Here is a 17,923-nt window from a genome sequence, read left to right as displayed (position 1 = left end):
CTGATACTATTATAAGCGACATAATGAAATAGAACAAATATTCGTTTTTAAGCTTTTTTAAATAAAAAAAGTAAGTGACTTATCAAATGCATGGTTTATAGCTATAATAGAACTAGTGTAAAAATGTAGATGAAAGAGAGTAGTGTAGATGAATATCAAAACAATCATCAAAGATAATAAGTTCGAGAACTTATTTACAAAAGCGATTTTTGGGGTAGAAAAAGAATCTCAACGCATTTTGAGGGACGGAACGATTACGGAGAGTGAGCACCCTCATTTATTTGGTAACCGAACGTTTCATCCTTATATTCAAACGGACTTTGCAGAAAGTCAGTTGGAACTTGTTACACCACCAGTAGAGAGTGTGCAAGAAGTTGAAGATTGGTTGGCTGCTATTCATGATGTGGTCCATGCTTCGCTTAATGAAGATGAGTATATGCTTCCTTTCAGTTTGCCGATCCACATGCCTGAAGAAGACATGATTCAAATTGCTAAATTGGATAATAAAGAAGACGTTCGCTACCGCGATTATTTAGCAAAAGTCTATGGAAAGAAAAAACAAATGATGAGCGGCATTCACTTTAATTTTGAATTTCATCCTGACTTTCTTCAAGCACTCTATGAAAAACAAAATGATATACAAACATTTCGTGAATTTCAAACAGCGGTTTACTTTAAATTAACCCACAATTTTCTAAGATACCAGTGGATGCTGACTTATCTATTAGGTGCTTCTGTTGAAGTAAAAGATAACTACTTCCAAGATCATACCATCCCAGATGATATTCCAAGTGGTTATATTAGAAGCTTAAGAAGTAGCAAGTATGGCTATGTCAATAACGAGGATGTCAACGTATCGTTTAATAGTTTAGAAGAATATGTTGAAAGCATTGAACGAATGGTTTCAGAAGGAAAATTAATTGAAGAAAAAGAATTCTATTCACCCGTTCGTTTTCGTGGTGGTAAAAAAGCTAGACAAGTTCTTGAAAATGGCGTTGCCTATCTGGAGTTCCGTTTGTTTGACCTGAACCCCTTTAGTAAATATGGTATTTCTAAAGCAGACATGTCCTTTGTTCATAGCTTCTTTATGTATTTATTATGGATAGACGAAGCAACTAATGAAGCTGATTGGCAAAAGGGTCGTGACATGAATAGTCAAACTGCCTTTGAACACCCTTTACAGCTATCTGCCTTCCAAGAAGAGGGGCTTCAAATGATGACAGGGTTGTTAGCTATGTTGGAAGACATAGACGCACCCCTTGACTTGCTTAACATTGCTAAAGACAAATACCAAGCCTTTCTTCAACCTGAAAAAACGATTAGCGGTCAAATAGTCACTATGGCAGAAAAGGGGATTGACTTATCTGAGTGGGCTATTCAATCAGCTGTTCATTATAAAGAGACATCATTAGAGCGTCCTTATGCCTTAACAGGATTTGAGGATATGGAATTATCGACTCAAATTTTGTTATTTGATTCCATTCAACAAGGGTTAGAGATTTCTATTCTTGACCGTAGCGACCAATTTATTTCGTTGAAATATGGCGACCATTTAGAGTACGTTAAAAATGGTAATATGACGGCTCTTGATAGCTACATATCACCACTCATTATGGAGAATAAAGTGGTCACTAAAAAAATACTAGCTCAACATGGGTTTTCTGTGCCAGCTAGTATGGAATATACAAATCAAGAGCAAGCGGTTAGAGACTATCAACTCTTTGCCAACAAAGCTTTTGTTGTCAAACCAAAGTCTACAAACTATGGGTTAGGTATTTCTATTTTTAAAGAAGGAGCGAATTTAGCTAACTTTACTAAAGCCGTTGCTATTGCTCTTAAAGAGGACGACACCATCTTAGTAGAGGATTTTGTTGAAGGAACAGAATACCGTTTCTTTGTTATTGGTGAAGAAACCAAGGCTGTTTTGCTTCGTGTACCGGCGAATGTGACAGGAGATGGCATTCATACGATTAAGGAATTAGTCGCTATGAAAAATGAAGACCCATTAAGAGGGAAAAACCACCGCAGCCCGCTTGAAAAAATAGAACTAGGAGACATCGAGTTGATGACCTTGGAAGAACAAGGCTATCAAGTAGATGATATTCCTGAAGCAGCTAGTCGTGTTTATTTAAGAGATAATTCCAATGTGAGTACCGGTGGCGATTCGATTGATTATACGGATAAGATGGATGAGTCATACAAGCAATTAGCAGCACAGATGGCAACTGTTTTAGGCGCAACCATTTCAGGCATGGATATGATGATTAAAGACTATCAGCAACCATCAACAAAAGAAAACCCAGGCTATGGTGTGATCGAAGCGAACTTCAACCCCATGATGATGATGCATATTTATCCATTTGAAGGGGAATCACGACGCTTAACACGTGATATACTAGATCGCTTATTCCCGGAAATGACAATTAAAGAAAAAGGTGGGAAATAAGAATGAAAATCGGTCAACGTTTGCTCGTATTCATGGTATTAATTGCTATGGGAGCTGCCTACTTTATCGCTAATCAATTGAGCTTTACGGTAGTTTTTCAAGATATTCCATTTTTAGAGTTATTTTTAGTTTTCTTATTAGCCCTTTATTCAGTAATGTTTCATCTTGTTTTACACGAATTGGGACATTTATTTTTTGGTTGGTTAACAGGTTATAAATTACTTTATTTACAACTGCCATTTTTTCAATACGATGCCAATTCTAAAACGCCGACGCGTAAAAATCGTCAGTCACCTGGTTTAGCTGGTCAGTGTTTGATGGCGCCTCCGACAGATAAACAACCCTACCTTCTTTATTTAGCAGGTGGGTTAATTGTAAACTTATTAACTGCTGGCTTTTTATATGGTGGTGCCTTTTTCCTAGAAGGTAAATGGAGTGTATTTGCGTTTATCTTCTCACTGGTACCCATGTATTTATTTTTAGCCAATGCTTTGCCATATGGCTTGTCAGATGGCCTCACAATCAGCCAAATTAGCAAATCACCCCTAGAAAAACAGTTGTACTTTAAGCAAATGACTGTTGTGGCTTTGTTAAAATCAGGGAAAACCTATGGGGAATTGGATGCTGATTACTTTACAGAAGTTAAATCTGGCCAAGCGCAAACAAGCTTATTAGGGGAGTACCTTGTTCTTATTTATTATCAACAGCTTTTAGAAAAATTAGATTTTCCAGAAGCAGACAAAATTTTAACGAGTTTGACTTCTAAAGAGAGCTATTTAAAATCTCCTTATGTCAGAATTATTATGGTAGAAAAAGTATTTTGTAATGCTATTTTTGGACGTAAGGACGCCGTTCAGGCAGATATGACGATTATTGAAGAGTATCCAGCTTTAAAGAATTACTATAGTCGTGTAGCGATTCCGCAAGCTGCCTATGCCTTGTTTATTGAAAAAGACATTGAGAAAGCCCATCAATTGATACCAACAATCGATGAGAAAGCAGAGCGCTTGTTTACTAAAGCAGAACTTGAATTGAACCGTCAATTATCGGAGTGGCTTAAGAGCTATACCTTAACTGCCTAATTGAAGAGAAAGAAGGAAATCAGATGATTTATTTAGACCATGCCGCAACTACACCGATTGATGCAGATGTGGTCAGTGTGATAGAAGAAGCACTACGCCATCAATATGGCAATCCCTCAAGCCTGTATCAAAAAGGAAGAGACGCTCGTAAGCTAGTAGAAGATGCTAGACGGGTGTTTGCGAATTCGATTGGTGCTGAGGCAAGAGATTTGATTATAACAAGTGGTGGATCGGAATCGAATAATACCGCAATTATTGGCACTGCTTTAGCTAGAAGAGAATCAGGTCAGCATCTTATTACGACGGCAGTCGAGCACCATTCTGTACTACATACCATGCAGTATTTAGAAACACTCGGCTTTGAGGTGACCTATTTGCCAGTTGATGATACAGGCTGCGTGACTGCGCAACAGGTTGCTGAAGCGCTAAGACCGGATACTATTTTAGTTTCGATTATTTATGGGAACAATGAAGTCGGAGCGATTAATCCGATTAAGGAAATTGGTGAAACCGTGAGAGATCATCAGGCGCTTTTTCATACGGATGCTGTTCAAGCTTACGGATCACAAGAGATAGCAGTGGGGGATTATCATATCGATTTGTTATCAGTGACTGCCCACAAAATCAATGGACCAAAAGGCATTGGCTTTTTATTCCGTCGCAATGATTTGCATTTACCTCATTATATTCATGGTGGCACACAAGAAAATGACCACCGTGCAGGAACTGAGAATACACCCTATATTGTTGGTTTTGCAAAAGCAGTTGAGAATATGCTAACTAAGCGTCAAGAAAATAACCGCTATAAAGCTGAATTAAAACAACATTTACTAGATGAGCTGACTAAGCGAGATGTTGCTTACCAGGTGAATGGGATGGCAGAAGGTGGCTTGCCACATATTCTAAGTCTTTATTTACCTCACATTCAATCTGATAAGTTTTTGATTCAATGCGACTTAAAACAAATCTTTATTTCAGCGGGATCAGCTTGTACAGCGGGCAGTCTTGAACCTAGCCATGTTTTAACAGCCATGTATGGCAAGGATAGCCGCCGCATTCTTGAATCTATTCGTCTCTCTTTTGGAAAAGAAAATACGAAAGAGGACATGGTCCTAGTGGCTGATTTAATCGCACAAGTTCAAAGTCGTTACTCAGACAACTAGCAAGTTGCCTAGTCCTGTGCTAGAATAAAATAAAAAAGGCAGGCGTCGCAATATGGCATATGATAAAGTAACAACTTTAAAAGGGTCATCAAAAAGCTACCGTCTTCATGATGATGTCAAACGCTACACACTAAGAGATAATGGCTTTCAGGAATCGAAAACAGGGAATTTTCAATATTTCCGTGACGTGAGCCCACTAAATAGTAATCAGTCGGTTATGTTAAAAATTCTTGTCTCTAAAGACCTAGACAGCTTACGTATGTCAACGACAACAGCTAATGGATTAAAAACTTTAGATGTCTATGGTAAAGCCAATATGGAAACAGTTGTTGAAAACATTAACTATATTTTAGCAAGTTTGATTGAAGAAAACGTCATACGAGAAGCTTAAAACTAGCAGCAAAACGTTATTTAAACGTTTTGCTGCTCGTTTTTTTCTGCAGGTGTAAGAAACAATTTAAAATGATAGGCTGTATCTTACACCTGGATGGCAAAATGTAAGATACAGAAACTAATAGGGGTGCTGTATCTTACGTTCGAGGGTGGAAATGTAAGATACAGCCGATTTTTAGCAGCTGTATCTACATACAATATAGACTAATCTGTTCTTATTGTCACATAGAGATTAAATGTGAACGAACATTGTCTTTTCAGCTTTCATTGTCAATATCTCTATTGCTGTTTTCTTAAAATATGCTATACTAATTCAGTAAATCACAAAAAGGAGTTGGCATGATTGGAACTGGATAACCAAGGTCTAATGTCAGTCATTGATAAAAATGCAAGAAAGAAAGACCACCTATTTACACACTCTATTCCTAAATATATGGTAAGAGCTTTTTTTTCAGGTATGTTTTTAACCATCGGAACAGCTATAGCAGTGATGGTAGGCGATAAAGGGAATCATATTGATCCCTCATTAGGTAAGTTTTTCTATTCATTTATGTTCTCGTGGTCGTTAGTGATGATTATCTATATGGATGCTGAACTCGGAACAAGTAATATGATGTACATGACAGCCGGCATGCACCGTCGTGTTGTTTCTCCTAAACGAGCGAGCCAAATCTTATTGACGTGTATTGTTTGTAACCTAGTTGGTGGAATTATCTCGGCTTGGTTAATCTCTCAAACGTCAACTTTTCAACAATTAGCAGGTGATCACTATTTATATACAACGGTTACTGCTAAACTCTCTAAAACAACCTCTCAAATACTAGCGGAAGGTATATTTGCTAATATTATTGTTAATACAGCCATTATTGCATCAGCTCGTATGAAAGATGATGCCGGAAAATTATTTGCAATAGTCTTTATTGTTTTTATTTTTGCTTTTCTAGGATTTGAGCACGTTATTGCCAACTTCTCATCATTTGCCATGGCTTTCTTTTCGAATGGAGGCATGATTGAAGGAATGAGCGTACTAGCTGTTTTGAAAAATTGGCTATTTGCTTTGATTGGTAATTATGTAGGTGGCGGTTTGCTAATTGGTTTGCTTTATTCTTGGCTTAATAAGGGAGAAACAGTATACTTTGATTAAAGATAAAAGGAGTGGACAGCTGTCTTCTCCTTTTTTAGTTAGATAGGAGACGTTATGAATCAAAAAACGAATAGCATTAAATGGCTAGCCATTATAACAATGACAATTGATCATATTGGATACTTTTTATTTCCTTCTCAACTATGGCTAAGGGTTATTGGCCGGATGGCATTTCCCTTATTCCTTTACACGACGATAGAAGGGGTTCAGAGGACAAAAAATATGACCCACTACTTAATTAGGCTAGTCGTTACAGGGCTAATCAGTATGGTCGTTACAATCCAGATTGGCAATCCGTTTAATATCCTATTCACATTAGCGATTTTTGCCTTTTCCTTAGAACATATAAAACTATTTCCGATTGCATTGTTATTAAGCAACCTAACAGAATATGGGATCTATGGTTTTTTAATGGGATGGGGTATTTATATCATGCTCTATAAAAATAAATGGTGGGGCATAGTCAGTTTACTAGTTTTACACGTTTTCTTCGCATCAACCATTCAATCTGTTGCTTTGTTGGCATTGATTCCGATTCTTGTCAAAATGAATTGGCGATTGCCGCCTTTTCCCAAGTGGCTAGGGTACAGCTATTATCCATTGCACCAATGGGTATTATTGCTACTTACTTTTATAAAGTAAGTAAAAAGGCTTGAAATATAGAGATGAATAGTGTAAAATTTTATCTTGTGTAAATGCTACTTATTTTTTGGAAGTAGCGAGAAAGGGAGGAGGATGTGACAATGGAAAACAATGCAAACATCAGAGTTGTAGTAGGAATGAGTGGTGGCGTCGATTCTTCAGTAACAGCCTTATTACTAAAAGAACAGGGCTATGATGTCATTGGTATTTTTATGAAAAATTGGGATGACACGGATGAATTTGGATTTTGTACTGCAACTGAAGATTACAAAGATGTTCAAGCTGTAGCACAACAAATTGGTGTTCCTTATTATTCTGTAAACTTTGAAAAGGAATATTGGGATAAAGTCTTCCAATACTTTTTAGATGAATACAAAAAAGGTCGCACTCCTAATCCAGACGTTATGTGTAATAAAGAAATCAAATTTAAAGCTTTCTTGGATTATGCCATGGATTTAGGGGCGGACTATGTTGCAACAGGACACTATGCGCAAGTGGTAAGAGATGAAGAGGGTGTATCTCATTTATTGAGAGGGGTAGACAATAATAAGGACCAAACCTACTTCTTAAATCAACTATCGCAAGAACAATTATCAAAAACAATGTTCCCATTAGGTGGCATGGAAAAATCACAAGTAAGAGAAATCGCTGCAGCTGCAGGATTAGCGACAGCTAAGAAAAAAGATTCAACAGGTATTTGTTTTATTGGAGAGAAAAACTTTAAAACGTTTCTATCGACTTATTTACCAGCTGTATCTGGTGATATGGTCACTTTAGATGGTAAGAAAATGGGCGAACATGCTGGTTTGATGCATTATACGATTGGCCAGCGTAAAGGTTTGGGCATCGGTGGCGGTGGCCAAACGGATGATCCTTGGTTTGTTGTTGGTAAAGAATTAGCTACCAATACCTTATTAGTTGGGCAAGGCTATCACCATGAGCGTTTATATGCAGACTACTTATTAGCATCAGACATTCATTTTACGCGTACTGAAAAAATGCCAACAACATTTACGTGTACGGCTAAATTCCGTTACCGTCAAAAAGATACAAAAGTAACCGTAACGTTAAGTGACGATCAAACAGAAGCAAAAGTTGTCTTTGATGAAGCCGTTCGTGCGATTACACCGGGGCAAGCAGTCGTATTTTACGATGGCATGGAATGTCTAGGTGGCGGTATTATTGACAAAGCATTCCAAAACCAAGAAGAATTACAATACATTTAATCATTATCGAGCTGGGACAAGAGTCCTAGCTTTTTTTATAGCTAAGACTTAGGTGAGAGGCAGTTTTTTTAAGACTGATTTTAGGTTATAATGAAAACTATGATAACAAAGGGAAAGGAGAGGTCGACTTATGGAAAACAATGAGCAGCCTTATTTATTAGGAGAATTAAAAGCTGTCTTTTTTGAAAATCCATCGAACTTTTATAAAGTTCTCTTAATCGAACTTCATGAAAATAATTTCCCTATTGATAAGGACGAAATTGTTGTCACTGGTAATTTTGGTGACATTAGCTTGGATACCGTTTATCGTTTTACAGGTACAGCTGTCACTCATCCAAAGTATGGTATTCAATTTCAAGCCATCAGTTACGAAAGAGAGAAACCGACTGGGAAAAATGGGATGATTGCCTTCCTATCTAGTGACCGTTTCCCTGGAATAGGTAATCGAACAGCTGAGAAAATCGTTGATACGCTTGGGGAACAAGCCATAGATGCTATTTTAGATCATCCAGATTGTTTGAAGCAGGTTTCAGGTTTAAATGAGAAAAAAAGACAGATGATTTACGATGTCCTCCAACAAGTTCAAGGGACTGAAAAGACGATTATTGAACTTGCTAATTTAGGCTTTACGAATCATCAAGCTGCGGCTATTATGCAAGTTTATAAAACAGAAACACTGCAAATCGTGAGAGAAAATCCTTATCAGTTAATCCAAGATATCGATGGTATTGGCTTTAAACGAGCCGATCAACTCGCTATGGAGCTTGATATTGAAGCAGACGATAAGAACCGAATTAAAGGGGCTATTATTTCAACCGTTCAAGATCTATGTTTGTCCAATGGTGATACTTATGTTGAAAGTAATGACTTATTTGAACGATCGTTACAACTGCTTGAAACAAGCCGCCGTTTCGTTATCGAGGATCAACTCTTGATTGAAAGTGTCGTTGAAATGGTCGAGAATATGGAACTTGTCGAGGATCAAAAACGCTTTGCATTACCCTCTTTATTTTTTGCAGAAGAGGGAATTGCATCTAGTCTGTACCGCTTTTTGAAGAAGGGTAAAAGTATTGACTATCCAGGTGTCGATTTCAAAAAAGAAATTAGTAAAATGGAAGATAAACTGAACATTCAATATGACGATATTCAAGCTGATGCGATTGAGCAAGCCTTAACGCGGCCTTTTTTTATCTTAACGGGTGGCCCTGGTACGGGGAAAACGACGGTATTAAATGGGATTGTTAATCTGTTTTGTGAATTGAATGATCTTCCTGTTAATTCAATGGAGTACCTCAATGGTATTTATCCCATTATTATGGCAGCACCAACAGGTCGGGCTGCTAAACGGATGAATGAAATGACTGGTATTCCAAGTAGTACCATTCACCGTCTACTAGGATTAACCGGTCAAGAGAATCCCAATGATGACGTCTATACACAAGAGCTAGAGGGGAAACTGCTTATTATAGATGAGTCATCTATGGTCGATACATGGCTGATGAATCGTTTGTTAAAATCTATTCCTGCCGGTATGCAAGTTATTTTTGTAGGTGATAAAGATCAACTACCATCAGTTGGACCAGGACAAGTCTTGTTTGATTTATTGAGTAGCCAAGTTATTCCTCAAGTCGAACTAAGACGTATCTATCGCCAAGCGGGTGGGTCTTCAATTATTCCTTTAGCTCATGAAATTAAAGAAGGGCGACTTGCTCCTGACTTTACTCGTAATCACAGTGACCGGTCGTTTTTTGCTTGTCAGGCGAATCAAATTGAACCACTCATTCGTACTGTTGTGGAAAAAGCTAAGGCCAAAGGATATACTGCTAAGGACATCCAAATACTGGCACCTATGTATAAGGGGCCGGCTGGTATTAATGCTTTGAATGTTATGATGCAAGATATTCTAAATCCAAATCCTGATAAACGAAGAAGAGAAGCGCAGTATTTCGATGCCTTATACCGAGTAGGCGATAAAATTCTTCAGTTAGTTAATCAGCCGGAATTAAATATTTTTAATGGTGATATTGGTGAAATTGTTAGCATTCAATATGCGAAGGAAACAGAAGATAAAGTAGATGAGATAACGGTTGTTTTTGATAGCGTGGAAGTCACCTATAAAAAGAATGATTGGAACAAATTTACATTAGCCTATTGTTGCTCCATCCATAAGGCCCAAGGTAGCGAGTTTTCAATGGTTATTTTGCCCATGGTTCGTCAATATGGCCGTATGTTAAAGCGAAATTTACTTTATACAGCCGTAACTCGTAGCAAAAGTAAGTTGATTTTGTGTGGTGAAGTAGAAGCATTTGAATATGCTATTAAGAACACTGGTGACTTGAGAAAAACCATGTTGATTGAGAAAGTTGTTCGCCATCAAAATAGCGATAAATTTATTATTGAAGCTGAACCGATTAAGCAAGAAACAATTAGTCAAGTCGTTGAAGAGTTTGAAACCACTGTAACTGAACCTGATTATCAGCTAACAATTGAAAAAATCCAAAAGGGTAATATTGATCCAATGATTGGGATGGCTGATATCTCACCATATGACTTTATTCATTAATATAAAAAGCGTTAGAGAATAAGATTCTCTAACGCTTTTTCTTTACTGCCACAGTAAAAATGATGCTAATTCAAAATTAAAGTGGTAGTCATCTTCTGCTAGGGATTCACCATCCACTTGGGTAGGGGCAGTGGCCATAACTTGGATAGCAATTTTTTTGCCACTCATCCGGCGGAACTGCTCAGAATGAATATGGCTGCCAGTTGTTAGTACCTTAGTCAATAATTTAACGAGCTTTGGAAAAGCCATGTTCTTAATAACCATAACTGCTAATTCATGGCTGTTGGATCGGGATTCAGGATCAATCTTAATTCCCCCTCCAAAATAAGGATGGTTCATTGCACCTACAATAAGAATATCTGAATCAGTATAGGTCTCACCGTCAACAATGACAGAAATGTCAAAGGTTTTTCTGTCTTTAAAGGCAGACGAAATGCTCTTTAAGTAAATAAGTTTTTCTAAGCCAACAGCTGATAGTATCGTTTTCTTAGTGTGTTTGTCATTCAAAATTTGAATAATTTTACCATCAAAGCCCATACCTAAGCTATTAAGACCGATGCCTTTCACGTCTTTCTCCTCGTCATGATAAATAAAACATTCAACGAGAGTAGGTTGGTCAGCTTTTAGAATAGCTTTCAAAACAGTTTTATAATGGCTGCTCATCCCAATCGATCGTGCGAAGTCATTGCCAGTTCCTGCTGGCAAGTAGGCAACTGGAATCTTTAAATTAGCTTGAATTAACCCTGTGACAGCTTCATGTAAGGTACCGTCACCGCCAATAATGAGGAATCGCTCGTCTTGTTTAAGTTGTCTAGCAATAGTTTGGATAAGCGTAATAGTGTGTTTACGGTATTCAGTTTGGTAAAAGGTAAAAGGAATCGCTTGTTTATCCAGAATACGGTGAACATCTAGGGAAATTTTTCTACCTTTTCCCGATCCTGAATGAAGATTGGCGATGATATGATAGCGAATGGTCATCTGATACTCCTTTTAATAAACGTAAGATATAATGCCTAATCTTATCACGATTATGAACTATTAACAAATTGTAATAGTGGGTTGAAATGTCAAAATATGCTTGCTTCAAGGCTTTATTTTAGCTATACTTATAACGATTATAAAAGGCCATATCATTTAGAAACAGTAGAGAGTCTGCCATTGGTGAAAGGGGACAGTCTAGATGATGCTCCCTTTTAGTAATGTGGTAGAAATACCATCGCTGCCAGCGATATCGGCTTTTAAGAAGTAATGAAGAATGGTAACATTCCATTGCAATCAAGGTGGTACCGCGGTCAAACGCCCTTGAATGCTGTGGGGTGTTTTTTGTTTCTTCAAAATAAGAAAATATAAGGAGTCGAAATAAATGAAACAAATGAAAAGTAGTGAGGTTCGTCAATTATTCTTAGACTTCTGGGCTTCAAAAGGTCATCAGGTTGAGCCAAGTGCGTCCTTAGTACCTGTTAATGATCCAACCTTGTTATGGATTAACTCAGGTGTTGCAACACTTAAAAAATATTTTGATGGTACAATTGTTCCAGAAAACCCAAGAATTACCAATGCACAAAAGAGTATTCGTACTAATGATATTGAAAATGTTGGGGTAACAGCAAGACACCACACGTTATTCGAAATGTTAGGTAACTTCTCAATTGGTGAGTATTTCAAGGAAGAAGTTATTCCTTGGGCATGGGAGTTTTTAACAGGTGAAGAATGGTTAGCGTTCGATCCTGAATTACTTTATGTGACTTACTACCCGCAAGACGAAGATACAAAGCGAATTTGGATGGAAAAAGTAGGATTATCAGAAGACCATATTGTTCCTATTGAAGATAACTTCTGGGATATTGGTGCAGGCCCTTGTGGTCCAGATACTGAAATTTTTTATGATCGAGGACCAGCTTACCAAGATCTTCCGGATGAAGATCCAGAAATGTATCCAGGTGGCGAAAATGAGCGTTATTTAGAAATCTGGAACTTAGTATTTTCTGAATTCAATCACAAACCAGATGGTAGCTATGAAGCATTGCCACACAAAAACGTTGATACGGGTATGGGATTAGAGCGCGTTGTTAGCATTATTCAAGATGCACCGACAAACTTCGAAACCGATTTATTTATGCCGATTATCAAAAAGATTGAAGCTTTAAGCAACGGTGTTCGTTATGGACAAGATAATATAGTTGACACATCATTCAAAGTTATTGCAGACCACATCCGTGCCGTTAGTTTTGCGATTGGTGATCGTGCACTTCCTTCTAATGAAGGTAGAGGCTACATCTTACGCCGTTTAATTCGCCGTTCTGTCATGCACGGCCAAAAACTGGGTATCAATCGTTTATTCTTATTTGAGTTGGTTCCTGTTGTCGCTGAAATTATGGAAGACTATTATCCAGAAGTTAAGGCAGACCAAGATTTTATTATCAAAGTGATTACTAACGAAGAACAACGTTTCCAAGAAACCATTCATGGTGGCTTAGACATTTTACAAGACGTTTTTGCAAAAATAACTGATCGTAAGAAAACTGTTATTTCTGGCGAAGATGCCTTTAAACTGTATGATACTTATGGATTCCCGCTTGAATTAACAGAAGAATATGCGGAGGAAAAAGGCTTTACTGTTGACCGTGAGGGCTTCAATGAAGCCATGCAAGACCAACGTAACCGTGCACGTTCGGCTAGACAAGTGGAAGATTCATTTAACGTGCAATCAGCTATCTTAGCTGATATTATTGTTCCGAGTGAATTCGTGGGTTACAACCGTACAGAATTAACAGCGGAGTTGTCTGCTATAGTTGCTGATGATGACTTAAAAGAACAAATTGAAGATGGCCAAACAGCACAATTCATTTTCAATCAAACACCATTTTATGCTGAAATGGGTGGTCAAGTAGCTGATACAGGCGTTATCAAAGACGATAACAATCAAGTTGTTGCTCTTGTAACAGATGTTAAACGTGCACCAAATGGTCAAAACTTACATATTGTTGAAGTTAAGGCAACCATGACAGCAAACACTGTTTACACACTTGAAGTTGATGCAGGTCGTCGTAGAAGTATTACGAAAAACCATACAGCAACTCACTTGTTACACCAAGCATTACGTGATGTTTTAGGTAGTCATGCAACCCAAGCGGGTTCACTTGTATCAGAAAATCATTTACGTTTTGACTTTACTCATTTTGGACAAGTAACAGCTGATGAACTTATCGAAATGGAAAGCCAAGTTAACCAAAAGATTTGGGATGCTTTACAAGTTGAAACAATCGAAACAAGCATTGACCATGCGAAAGAATTAGGCGCGATGGCACTGTTTGGTGAGAAATACGGCTCAGAAGTTCGTGTTGTTAAAATTGGGAACTACTCGATTGAATTATGTGGTGGTGTCCACGTTCAAAACAGTCAAGATATTGGCTTGTTTAAAATTCTATCTGAATCAGGAATTGGCGCTGGAACACGACGTATCGAAGCTGTCACAGGTCAAGGAGCATATGAATATTTCCGACAAAAAGAAATGCAACTGCAAGAAGCTGCGCACTTAGTCAAAGCACCACAAACTAAAGAAGTAGCGAAACGTATTGAAACCTTGAAGGAAGAACTAAAAGACCTTCAAGCTGAAAATGACTCACTTAATGCAAAATTAATGAAGGCAGAATCACAAAGTATCTTTGATGATATTCAAGATGCTAACGGTGTAAGTGTGATTACGTATCATATTCAAAACCAAGATATGAATGCCTTGCGTCAATTAGCTGACCAATGGCGTCAACAATCCGTTTCAGATGTTTTTGTTGTCGCATCAGACTTAGATGGAAAAGTTAGCTTACTCGCAGCTGTTTCTAAAGATAAGGTAGCAGCAGGTATTAAGGCGGGTGACCTCATTAAGGAAATCGCACCTCTAGTAGGTGGTGGTGGCGGAGGCCGCCCAGACATGGCTCAAGCTGGTGGAAAGAACCCGGCTGGTATTTCAGATGCCTTAAAACGAGCGGTCACTTACTTATCAGAGAAATAGCATTCAGACTATGATAATGGTTTCATTTCTTTGACAGATTCGGTTGTAGTTTGAGTTTAAGTCCTGTAAAATATGGTTATATCATAAAAATGGGGTGTCTAAATGAATTCAAAAGACGAAACGATGTTATTCAACTTCGATGACTATCAAAAAGAGAATGTGAGAGATACCTTGACAACAGTCTATGCAGCACTAGAGGAAAAAGGCTACAACCCGGTTAATCAAATTGTAGGATTCCTCTTGTCAGGAGACCCAGCTTATATTCCACGTCATAACGATGCGAGAAACATGATCCGTCGTTTTGAACGTGATGAAATTATGGAAGAGTTACTGAAAAGTTATTTATCAGTAACTAATCGTGAACAATCATGAGAATAATGGGATTAGATGTGGGGTCTAAAACAGTAGGTGTTGCTGTAAGTGATCTAATGGGATGGACCGCACAAGGTATTGAAACGATTCAAATCAATGAAGAAGAAGAAAAGTTTGGCATGGACCGTTTAAAAGAGCTCATTGCTGAATATGAAGTTGAGAAAGTCGTGATTGGCCTTCCTAAGAATATGGATAACAGTATCGGTTTTAGAGCAGAAGCTTCTATAGCCTATGGCGATTTAGTTAAGGCTGAGACTGGTTTAGAAGTTGATTATGTTGACGAGCGACTAACAACAGTTCAAGCTGAAAAGATGCTGATTAATGAAGGCAATGTATCACGTAAGAAAAGAAAAAAAGTTATTGATAAACTAGCTGCGGTTATTCTATTGCAAAATTATTTGGATGCACATTGAAATATCATTAGCAATTGAATCTGAATAAGGTTAAAATGACTTAAATACTATAACGAGGTGTTAATATGACAGAACATAATCACGATCACAACCATAATCACGATCATAACCATGATCACGACCATGACCACCATAACCATGAACATATTACAATTGTAGATGAAAATGGTAATGAAGAACTATACGAAGTATTATTTACGTTTGAATCAGATGATTTTGGTAAATCATACGTTTTAGTTTACCCAGCAGGTGTTCCTGAAGGTGACGAAATTGAATTACAAGCTTACTCTTACGTTGAAAATGCTGACGGAACTGAGGGCGATTTAGAACCAATCGAAACCGAAGAAGAATGGGATATGATTGAAGAAGTTCTAAACACATTTATCGAAGACGAAGACATGAACTAAAGACTATGAAATAAAGGGTTGGGACAAAAATCCCAACCCTTTATTTTGGTGAAAACTTTAGAAATAGATAAAAAATAGTTAAAATTACTCACTTTTCATAGTTTTCATGTATAATGATTTGAGTTAAGTATGTTATGACTGAAAATGTTGGAGAAGGAGGTTCGTATTTGGTGAAAGACGATACCAGACAAACCGAAAAGATGCGTAGCAAGAATAAGAAGCCAGCTACGCCACAAACAGAATTTGAGGAAAAATGGGTTATGAGAAAAAAAGAAAACTCACTAATTAAGAAAATTGTTTTTTCAATTATTTTTGTAGGTATTCTCTTAATTTTGATTGTCGGAATTGTAGGTTACAACTACATCACGACTGCTCTTAAACCGCTTGATTCTAATAATCAAACGACTGTAGAAGTCGAAATACCCATGGGTTCTTCAACAAAACGAATCGCAGAGATATTGGAAGAAGAGACCATTATTAAAGATGCAACGGTCTTTAATTATTATATGAAGACACAAAATGCATCTGATTTTCAAGCTGGTTTTTATGAATTCTCTCCATCTATGGAATTAGACCAAGTGATTGCAACGCTAGAGGCTGGTGGAACATCAGCACCATTATCAGAAGATAATAAAATCTTGGTGAAAGAAGGAGCCATGGTTGCTGAAATTGCTCAGGAGTTTTCAGAAAAAACAGATTATACTGAACAAGAATTTTTATCAGTCATTGCGGATGTTACCTTTATCGATAAACTTGCAGCTGATTTTCCAGAGCTTATAACTGAGGGTTTGAAGCAAGAAGACTTGTATTATTATCGATTAGAAGGCTATTTGTTCCCAGCGACCTATGATATTTTGTCAGACTATACAGTTGAAGATCTCATTTATGAAATGGTCAGAAAAACGAATGAGGTTATTAAACCCTATTTGACTGAGATTAAAGAATCTGGAATGACCGTGCATCAAGTATTAACACTCGCTTCTCTAGTAGAAAAAGAGGGTGTTAGCTATGAAGACCGTCAAATGATTGCGGATGTTTTCTTAAATCGTTTAGAAACGGATATGGCTATTCAATCAGATATTAGTATTCTTTACGCATTAGGAGAACATAAAGAGTTTGTAACCTATGCAGATACAGAAGTTGACTCACCTTATAACCTTTATGCTAACAAAGGCTTGGGGCCAGGGCCATTTAATAACCCAGGAGAAGACGCCATTAAAGCGGTATTAGATCCAATTGAAACGGATTATTATTACTTCTTGGCTGATCTAGAGACAGGGGAAGTTTACTTCGCTGAAACTTACGAAGAACACCTAGAGCTTTCAGACAAGTACATTAAAGTTCCCGATAGCGAATCAGAAGCAGAATAATTATTAAGATAGATGGAAGTGAACGCAAATATGAAGAGACCAATCGTGATTGGGGTTACCGGTGGATCGGGTAGTGGGAAAACATCGGTTAGCCGAGCGATTTTTGAGAAGTTTTCGGACTTATCAATATTACTATTAGAACAAGATTATTATTATAAGGATCAAAGTCACTTACCGTTTGAGGAGCGCTTAAAGACAAACTATGACCATCCGTTTGCCTTTGACAATGATCGCTTTATTTCGGATTTAGAAGACTTGATTCACTATAAGAGTATCGAGCAACCTGTTTATGATTATGCAAACCATACAAGAAGTGATCAAGTAATTACAAGAGACCCTAAGGAAGTTATTATTGTTGAAGGAATTCTGATTCTAGAGGACGAAAGATTACGTCACTTAATGGACATTAAGGTGTATGTTGATACGGATGACGATATTCGTATTATTCGTCGTATTAAGCGTGATATTGAAGAGAGAGGCCGTACACTTGATAGTGTTATTAATCAATACCTAGCAGTTGTTAAGCCAATGCATCACCAATTTATTGAGCCGACTAAAAAGTTTGCCGATATTATTATTCCTGAAGGTGGTAAGAATCAGGTTGCCATTGATTTAATGACGACGAAAATTGCCTCTATTCTTCAAGAGTCATCAAAAGACTAGAAAAAATAAAATAATAATTGCTTTTTTATG

General features: G+C 37.4%; 15 protein-coding genes. 14 read left to right on the top strand and 1 reads right to left on the bottom strand.

The genetic code is table 11. The features are described 5' to 3' along the window. Positions 1-148 precede the first annotated feature (148 nt). The 8 genes from gshAB to recD2 all read left to right on the top strand — a co-directional run bounded on the left by gshAB (position 149) and on the right by recD2 (position 10,659). Positions 149-2,446 (top strand): bifunctional glutamate--cysteine ligase GshA/glutathione synthetase GshB, encoded by a 2,298-nt coding sequence (gene gshAB, locus BW721_RS04660; protein ID WP_076766584.1) that lies wholly within the window; start codon positions 149-151, stop codon positions 2,444-2,446. A 2-nt stretch (positions 2,447-2,448) separates the two neighbouring features. Further along, positions 2,449-3,528: a hypothetical protein gene (locus BW721_RS04655; protein WP_076766583.1), complete on the top strand. Its 1,080-nt coding sequence runs from the start codon at positions 2,449-2,451 to the stop codon at positions 3,526-3,528. A gap of 23 nt (positions 3,529-3,551) precedes the next feature. Next, positions 3,552-4,691 (top strand): cysteine desulfurase family protein, encoded by a 1,140-nt coding sequence (locus tag BW721_RS04650; protein ID WP_076766581.1) that lies wholly within the window; start codon positions 3,552-3,554, stop codon positions 4,689-4,691. Between the two features lie 52 nt (positions 4,692-4,743). Further along, entirely contained in the window at positions 4,744-5,082 is a 339-nt protein-coding gene (locus BW721_RS04645; RefSeq protein ID WP_076766579.1) for a hypothetical protein, read from the top strand. Between the two features lie 345 nt (positions 5,083-5,427). Continuing rightward, positions 5,428-6,228, top strand: coding sequence for a formate/nitrite transporter family protein (locus BW721_RS04640; RefSeq protein ID WP_076766577.1), 801 nt, complete (start codon positions 5,428-5,430; stop codon positions 6,226-6,228). A 54-nt stretch (positions 6,229-6,282) separates the two neighbouring features. Further along, positions 6,283-6,870 (top strand): TraX family protein, encoded by a 588-nt coding sequence (locus BW721_RS04635; RefSeq protein ID WP_076766575.1) that lies wholly within the window; start codon positions 6,283-6,285, stop codon positions 6,868-6,870. A gap of 101 nt (positions 6,871-6,971) precedes the next feature. Continuing rightward, positions 6,972-8,096 carry a tRNA 2-thiouridine(34) synthase MnmA gene (gene mnmA / locus BW721_RS04630; RefSeq protein WP_076766573.1) on the top strand — a complete coding sequence of 375 codons (1,125 nt, stop codon included), beginning with the start codon at positions 6,972-6,974 and terminating at the stop codon, positions 8,094-8,096. A gap of 130 nt (positions 8,097-8,226) precedes the next feature. After that, complete coding sequence (gene recD2 / locus BW721_RS04625) at positions 8,227-10,659, top strand: SF1B family DNA helicase RecD2 (protein ID WP_076766571.1); 2,433 nt, start codon at positions 8,227-8,229, stop codon at positions 10,657-10,659. A 42-nt stretch (positions 10,660-10,701) separates the two neighbouring features. Here recD2 and BW721_RS04620 read toward each other — a convergent pair whose 3' ends face one another. Then, positions 10,702-11,637: a diacylglycerol/lipid kinase family protein gene (locus tag BW721_RS04620; RefSeq protein ID WP_076766569.1), complete on the bottom strand. Its 936-nt coding sequence runs from the start codon at positions 11,635-11,637 to the stop codon at positions 10,702-10,704. Positions 11,638-12,022: 385 nt separating this feature from the next. Between BW721_RS04620 and alaS the strand changes: the two genes are divergently transcribed. The 6 genes from alaS to udk all read left to right on the top strand — a co-directional run bounded on the left by alaS (position 12,023) and on the right by udk (position 17,893). Then, a complete protein-coding gene (alaS, locus tag BW721_RS04615) occupies positions 12,023-14,668 on the top strand; it encodes an alanine--tRNA ligase (protein ID WP_076766567.1) in 2,646 nt (881 codons plus the stop codon). A 102-nt stretch (positions 14,669-14,770) separates the two neighbouring features. Then, positions 14,771-15,040: an IreB family regulatory phosphoprotein gene (locus BW721_RS04610; protein WP_076766565.1), complete on the top strand. Its 270-nt coding sequence runs from the start codon at positions 14,771-14,773 to the stop codon at positions 15,038-15,040. Then, complete coding sequence (ruvX, locus tag BW721_RS04605; RefSeq protein WP_076766563.1) at positions 15,037-15,453, top strand: Holliday junction resolvase RuvX; 417 nt, start codon at positions 15,037-15,039, stop codon at positions 15,451-15,453. The genes BW721_RS04610 and ruvX overlap by 4 nt, the downstream gene beginning before the upstream one ends. A gap of 65 nt (positions 15,454-15,518) precedes the next feature. Further along, positions 15,519-15,860: a DUF1292 domain-containing protein gene (locus BW721_RS04600; protein ID WP_076766561.1), complete on the top strand. Its 342-nt coding sequence runs from the start codon at positions 15,519-15,521 to the stop codon at positions 15,858-15,860. Between the two features lie 200 nt (positions 15,861-16,060). Further along, the gene (mltG, locus tag BW721_RS04595; protein WP_076768645.1) at positions 16,061-17,230 is read left to right on the top strand and encodes an endolytic transglycosylase MltG; all 1,170 of its coding nucleotides are present in this window, start codon (positions 16,061-16,063) and stop codon (positions 17,228-17,230) included. Between the two features lie 30 nt (positions 17,231-17,260). Beyond that, complete coding sequence (udk, locus tag BW721_RS04590) at positions 17,261-17,893, top strand: uridine kinase (RefSeq protein ID WP_076766560.1); 633 nt, start codon at positions 17,261-17,263, stop codon at positions 17,891-17,893. Positions 17,894-17,923: the final 30 nt, after the last annotated feature.

The organism is Jeotgalibaca sp. PTS2502 (assembly GCF_001975685.1).
GTDB classification, from domain to species: Bacteria; Bacillota; Bacilli; order Lactobacillales; family Aerococcaceae; genus Jeotgalibaca; species Jeotgalibaca arthritidis.
This window is presented reverse-complemented; position numbering and strand designations above follow the sequence as displayed.

What these genes read in the sequence shown, in the direction of transcription:
- alaS (WP_076766567.1), top strand. Translation starts at nt 12,023, where the DNA reads ATGAAACAAATGAAAAGTAGTGAGGTTCGTCAATTATTCTTAGACTTC.
- BW721_RS04610 (WP_076766565.1), top strand. Translation starts at nt 14,771, where the DNA reads ATGAATTCAAAAGACGAAACGATGTTATTCAACTTCGATGACTATCAA.
- recD2 (WP_076766571.1), top strand. Translation starts at nt 8,227, where the DNA reads ATGGAAAACAATGAGCAGCCTTATTTATTAGGAGAATTAAAAGCTGTC.
- mnmA (WP_076766573.1), top strand. Translation starts at nt 6,972, where the DNA reads ATGGAAAACAATGCAAACATCAGAGTTGTAGTAGGAATGAGTGGTGGC.
- BW721_RS04635 (WP_076766575.1), top strand. Translation starts at nt 6,283, where the DNA reads ATGAATCAAAAAACGAATAGCATTAAATGGCTAGCCATTATAACAATG.
- BW721_RS04645 (WP_076766579.1), top strand. Translation starts at nt 4,744, where the DNA reads ATGGCATATGATAAAGTAACAACTTTAAAAGGGTCATCAAAAAGCTAC.
- BW721_RS04650 (WP_076766581.1), top strand. Translation starts at nt 3,552, where the DNA reads ATGATTTATTTAGACCATGCCGCAACTACACCGATTGATGCAGATGTG.
- udk (WP_076766560.1), top strand. Translation starts at nt 17,261, where the DNA reads ATGAAGAGACCAATCGTGATTGGGGTTACCGGTGGATCGGGTAGTGGG.
- mltG (WP_076768645.1), top strand. Translation starts at nt 16,061, where the DNA reads ATGCGTAGCAAGAATAAGAAGCCAGCTACGCCACAAACAGAATTTGAG.
- gshAB (WP_076766584.1), top strand. Translation starts at nt 149, where the DNA reads ATGAATATCAAAACAATCATCAAAGATAATAAGTTCGAGAACTTATTT.
- BW721_RS04600 (WP_076766561.1), top strand. Translation starts at nt 15,519, where the DNA reads ATGACAGAACATAATCACGATCACAACCATAATCACGATCATAACCAT.
- BW721_RS04620 (WP_076766569.1), bottom strand. Translation starts at nt 11,637, where the DNA reads ATGACCATTCGCTATCATATCATCGCCAATCTTCATTCAGGATCGGGA.
- ruvX (WP_076766563.1), top strand. Translation starts at nt 15,037, where the DNA reads ATGAGAATAATGGGATTAGATGTGGGGTCTAAAACAGTAGGTGTTGCT.
- BW721_RS04655 (WP_076766583.1), top strand. Translation starts at nt 2,449, where the DNA reads ATGAAAATCGGTCAACGTTTGCTCGTATTCATGGTATTAATTGCTATG.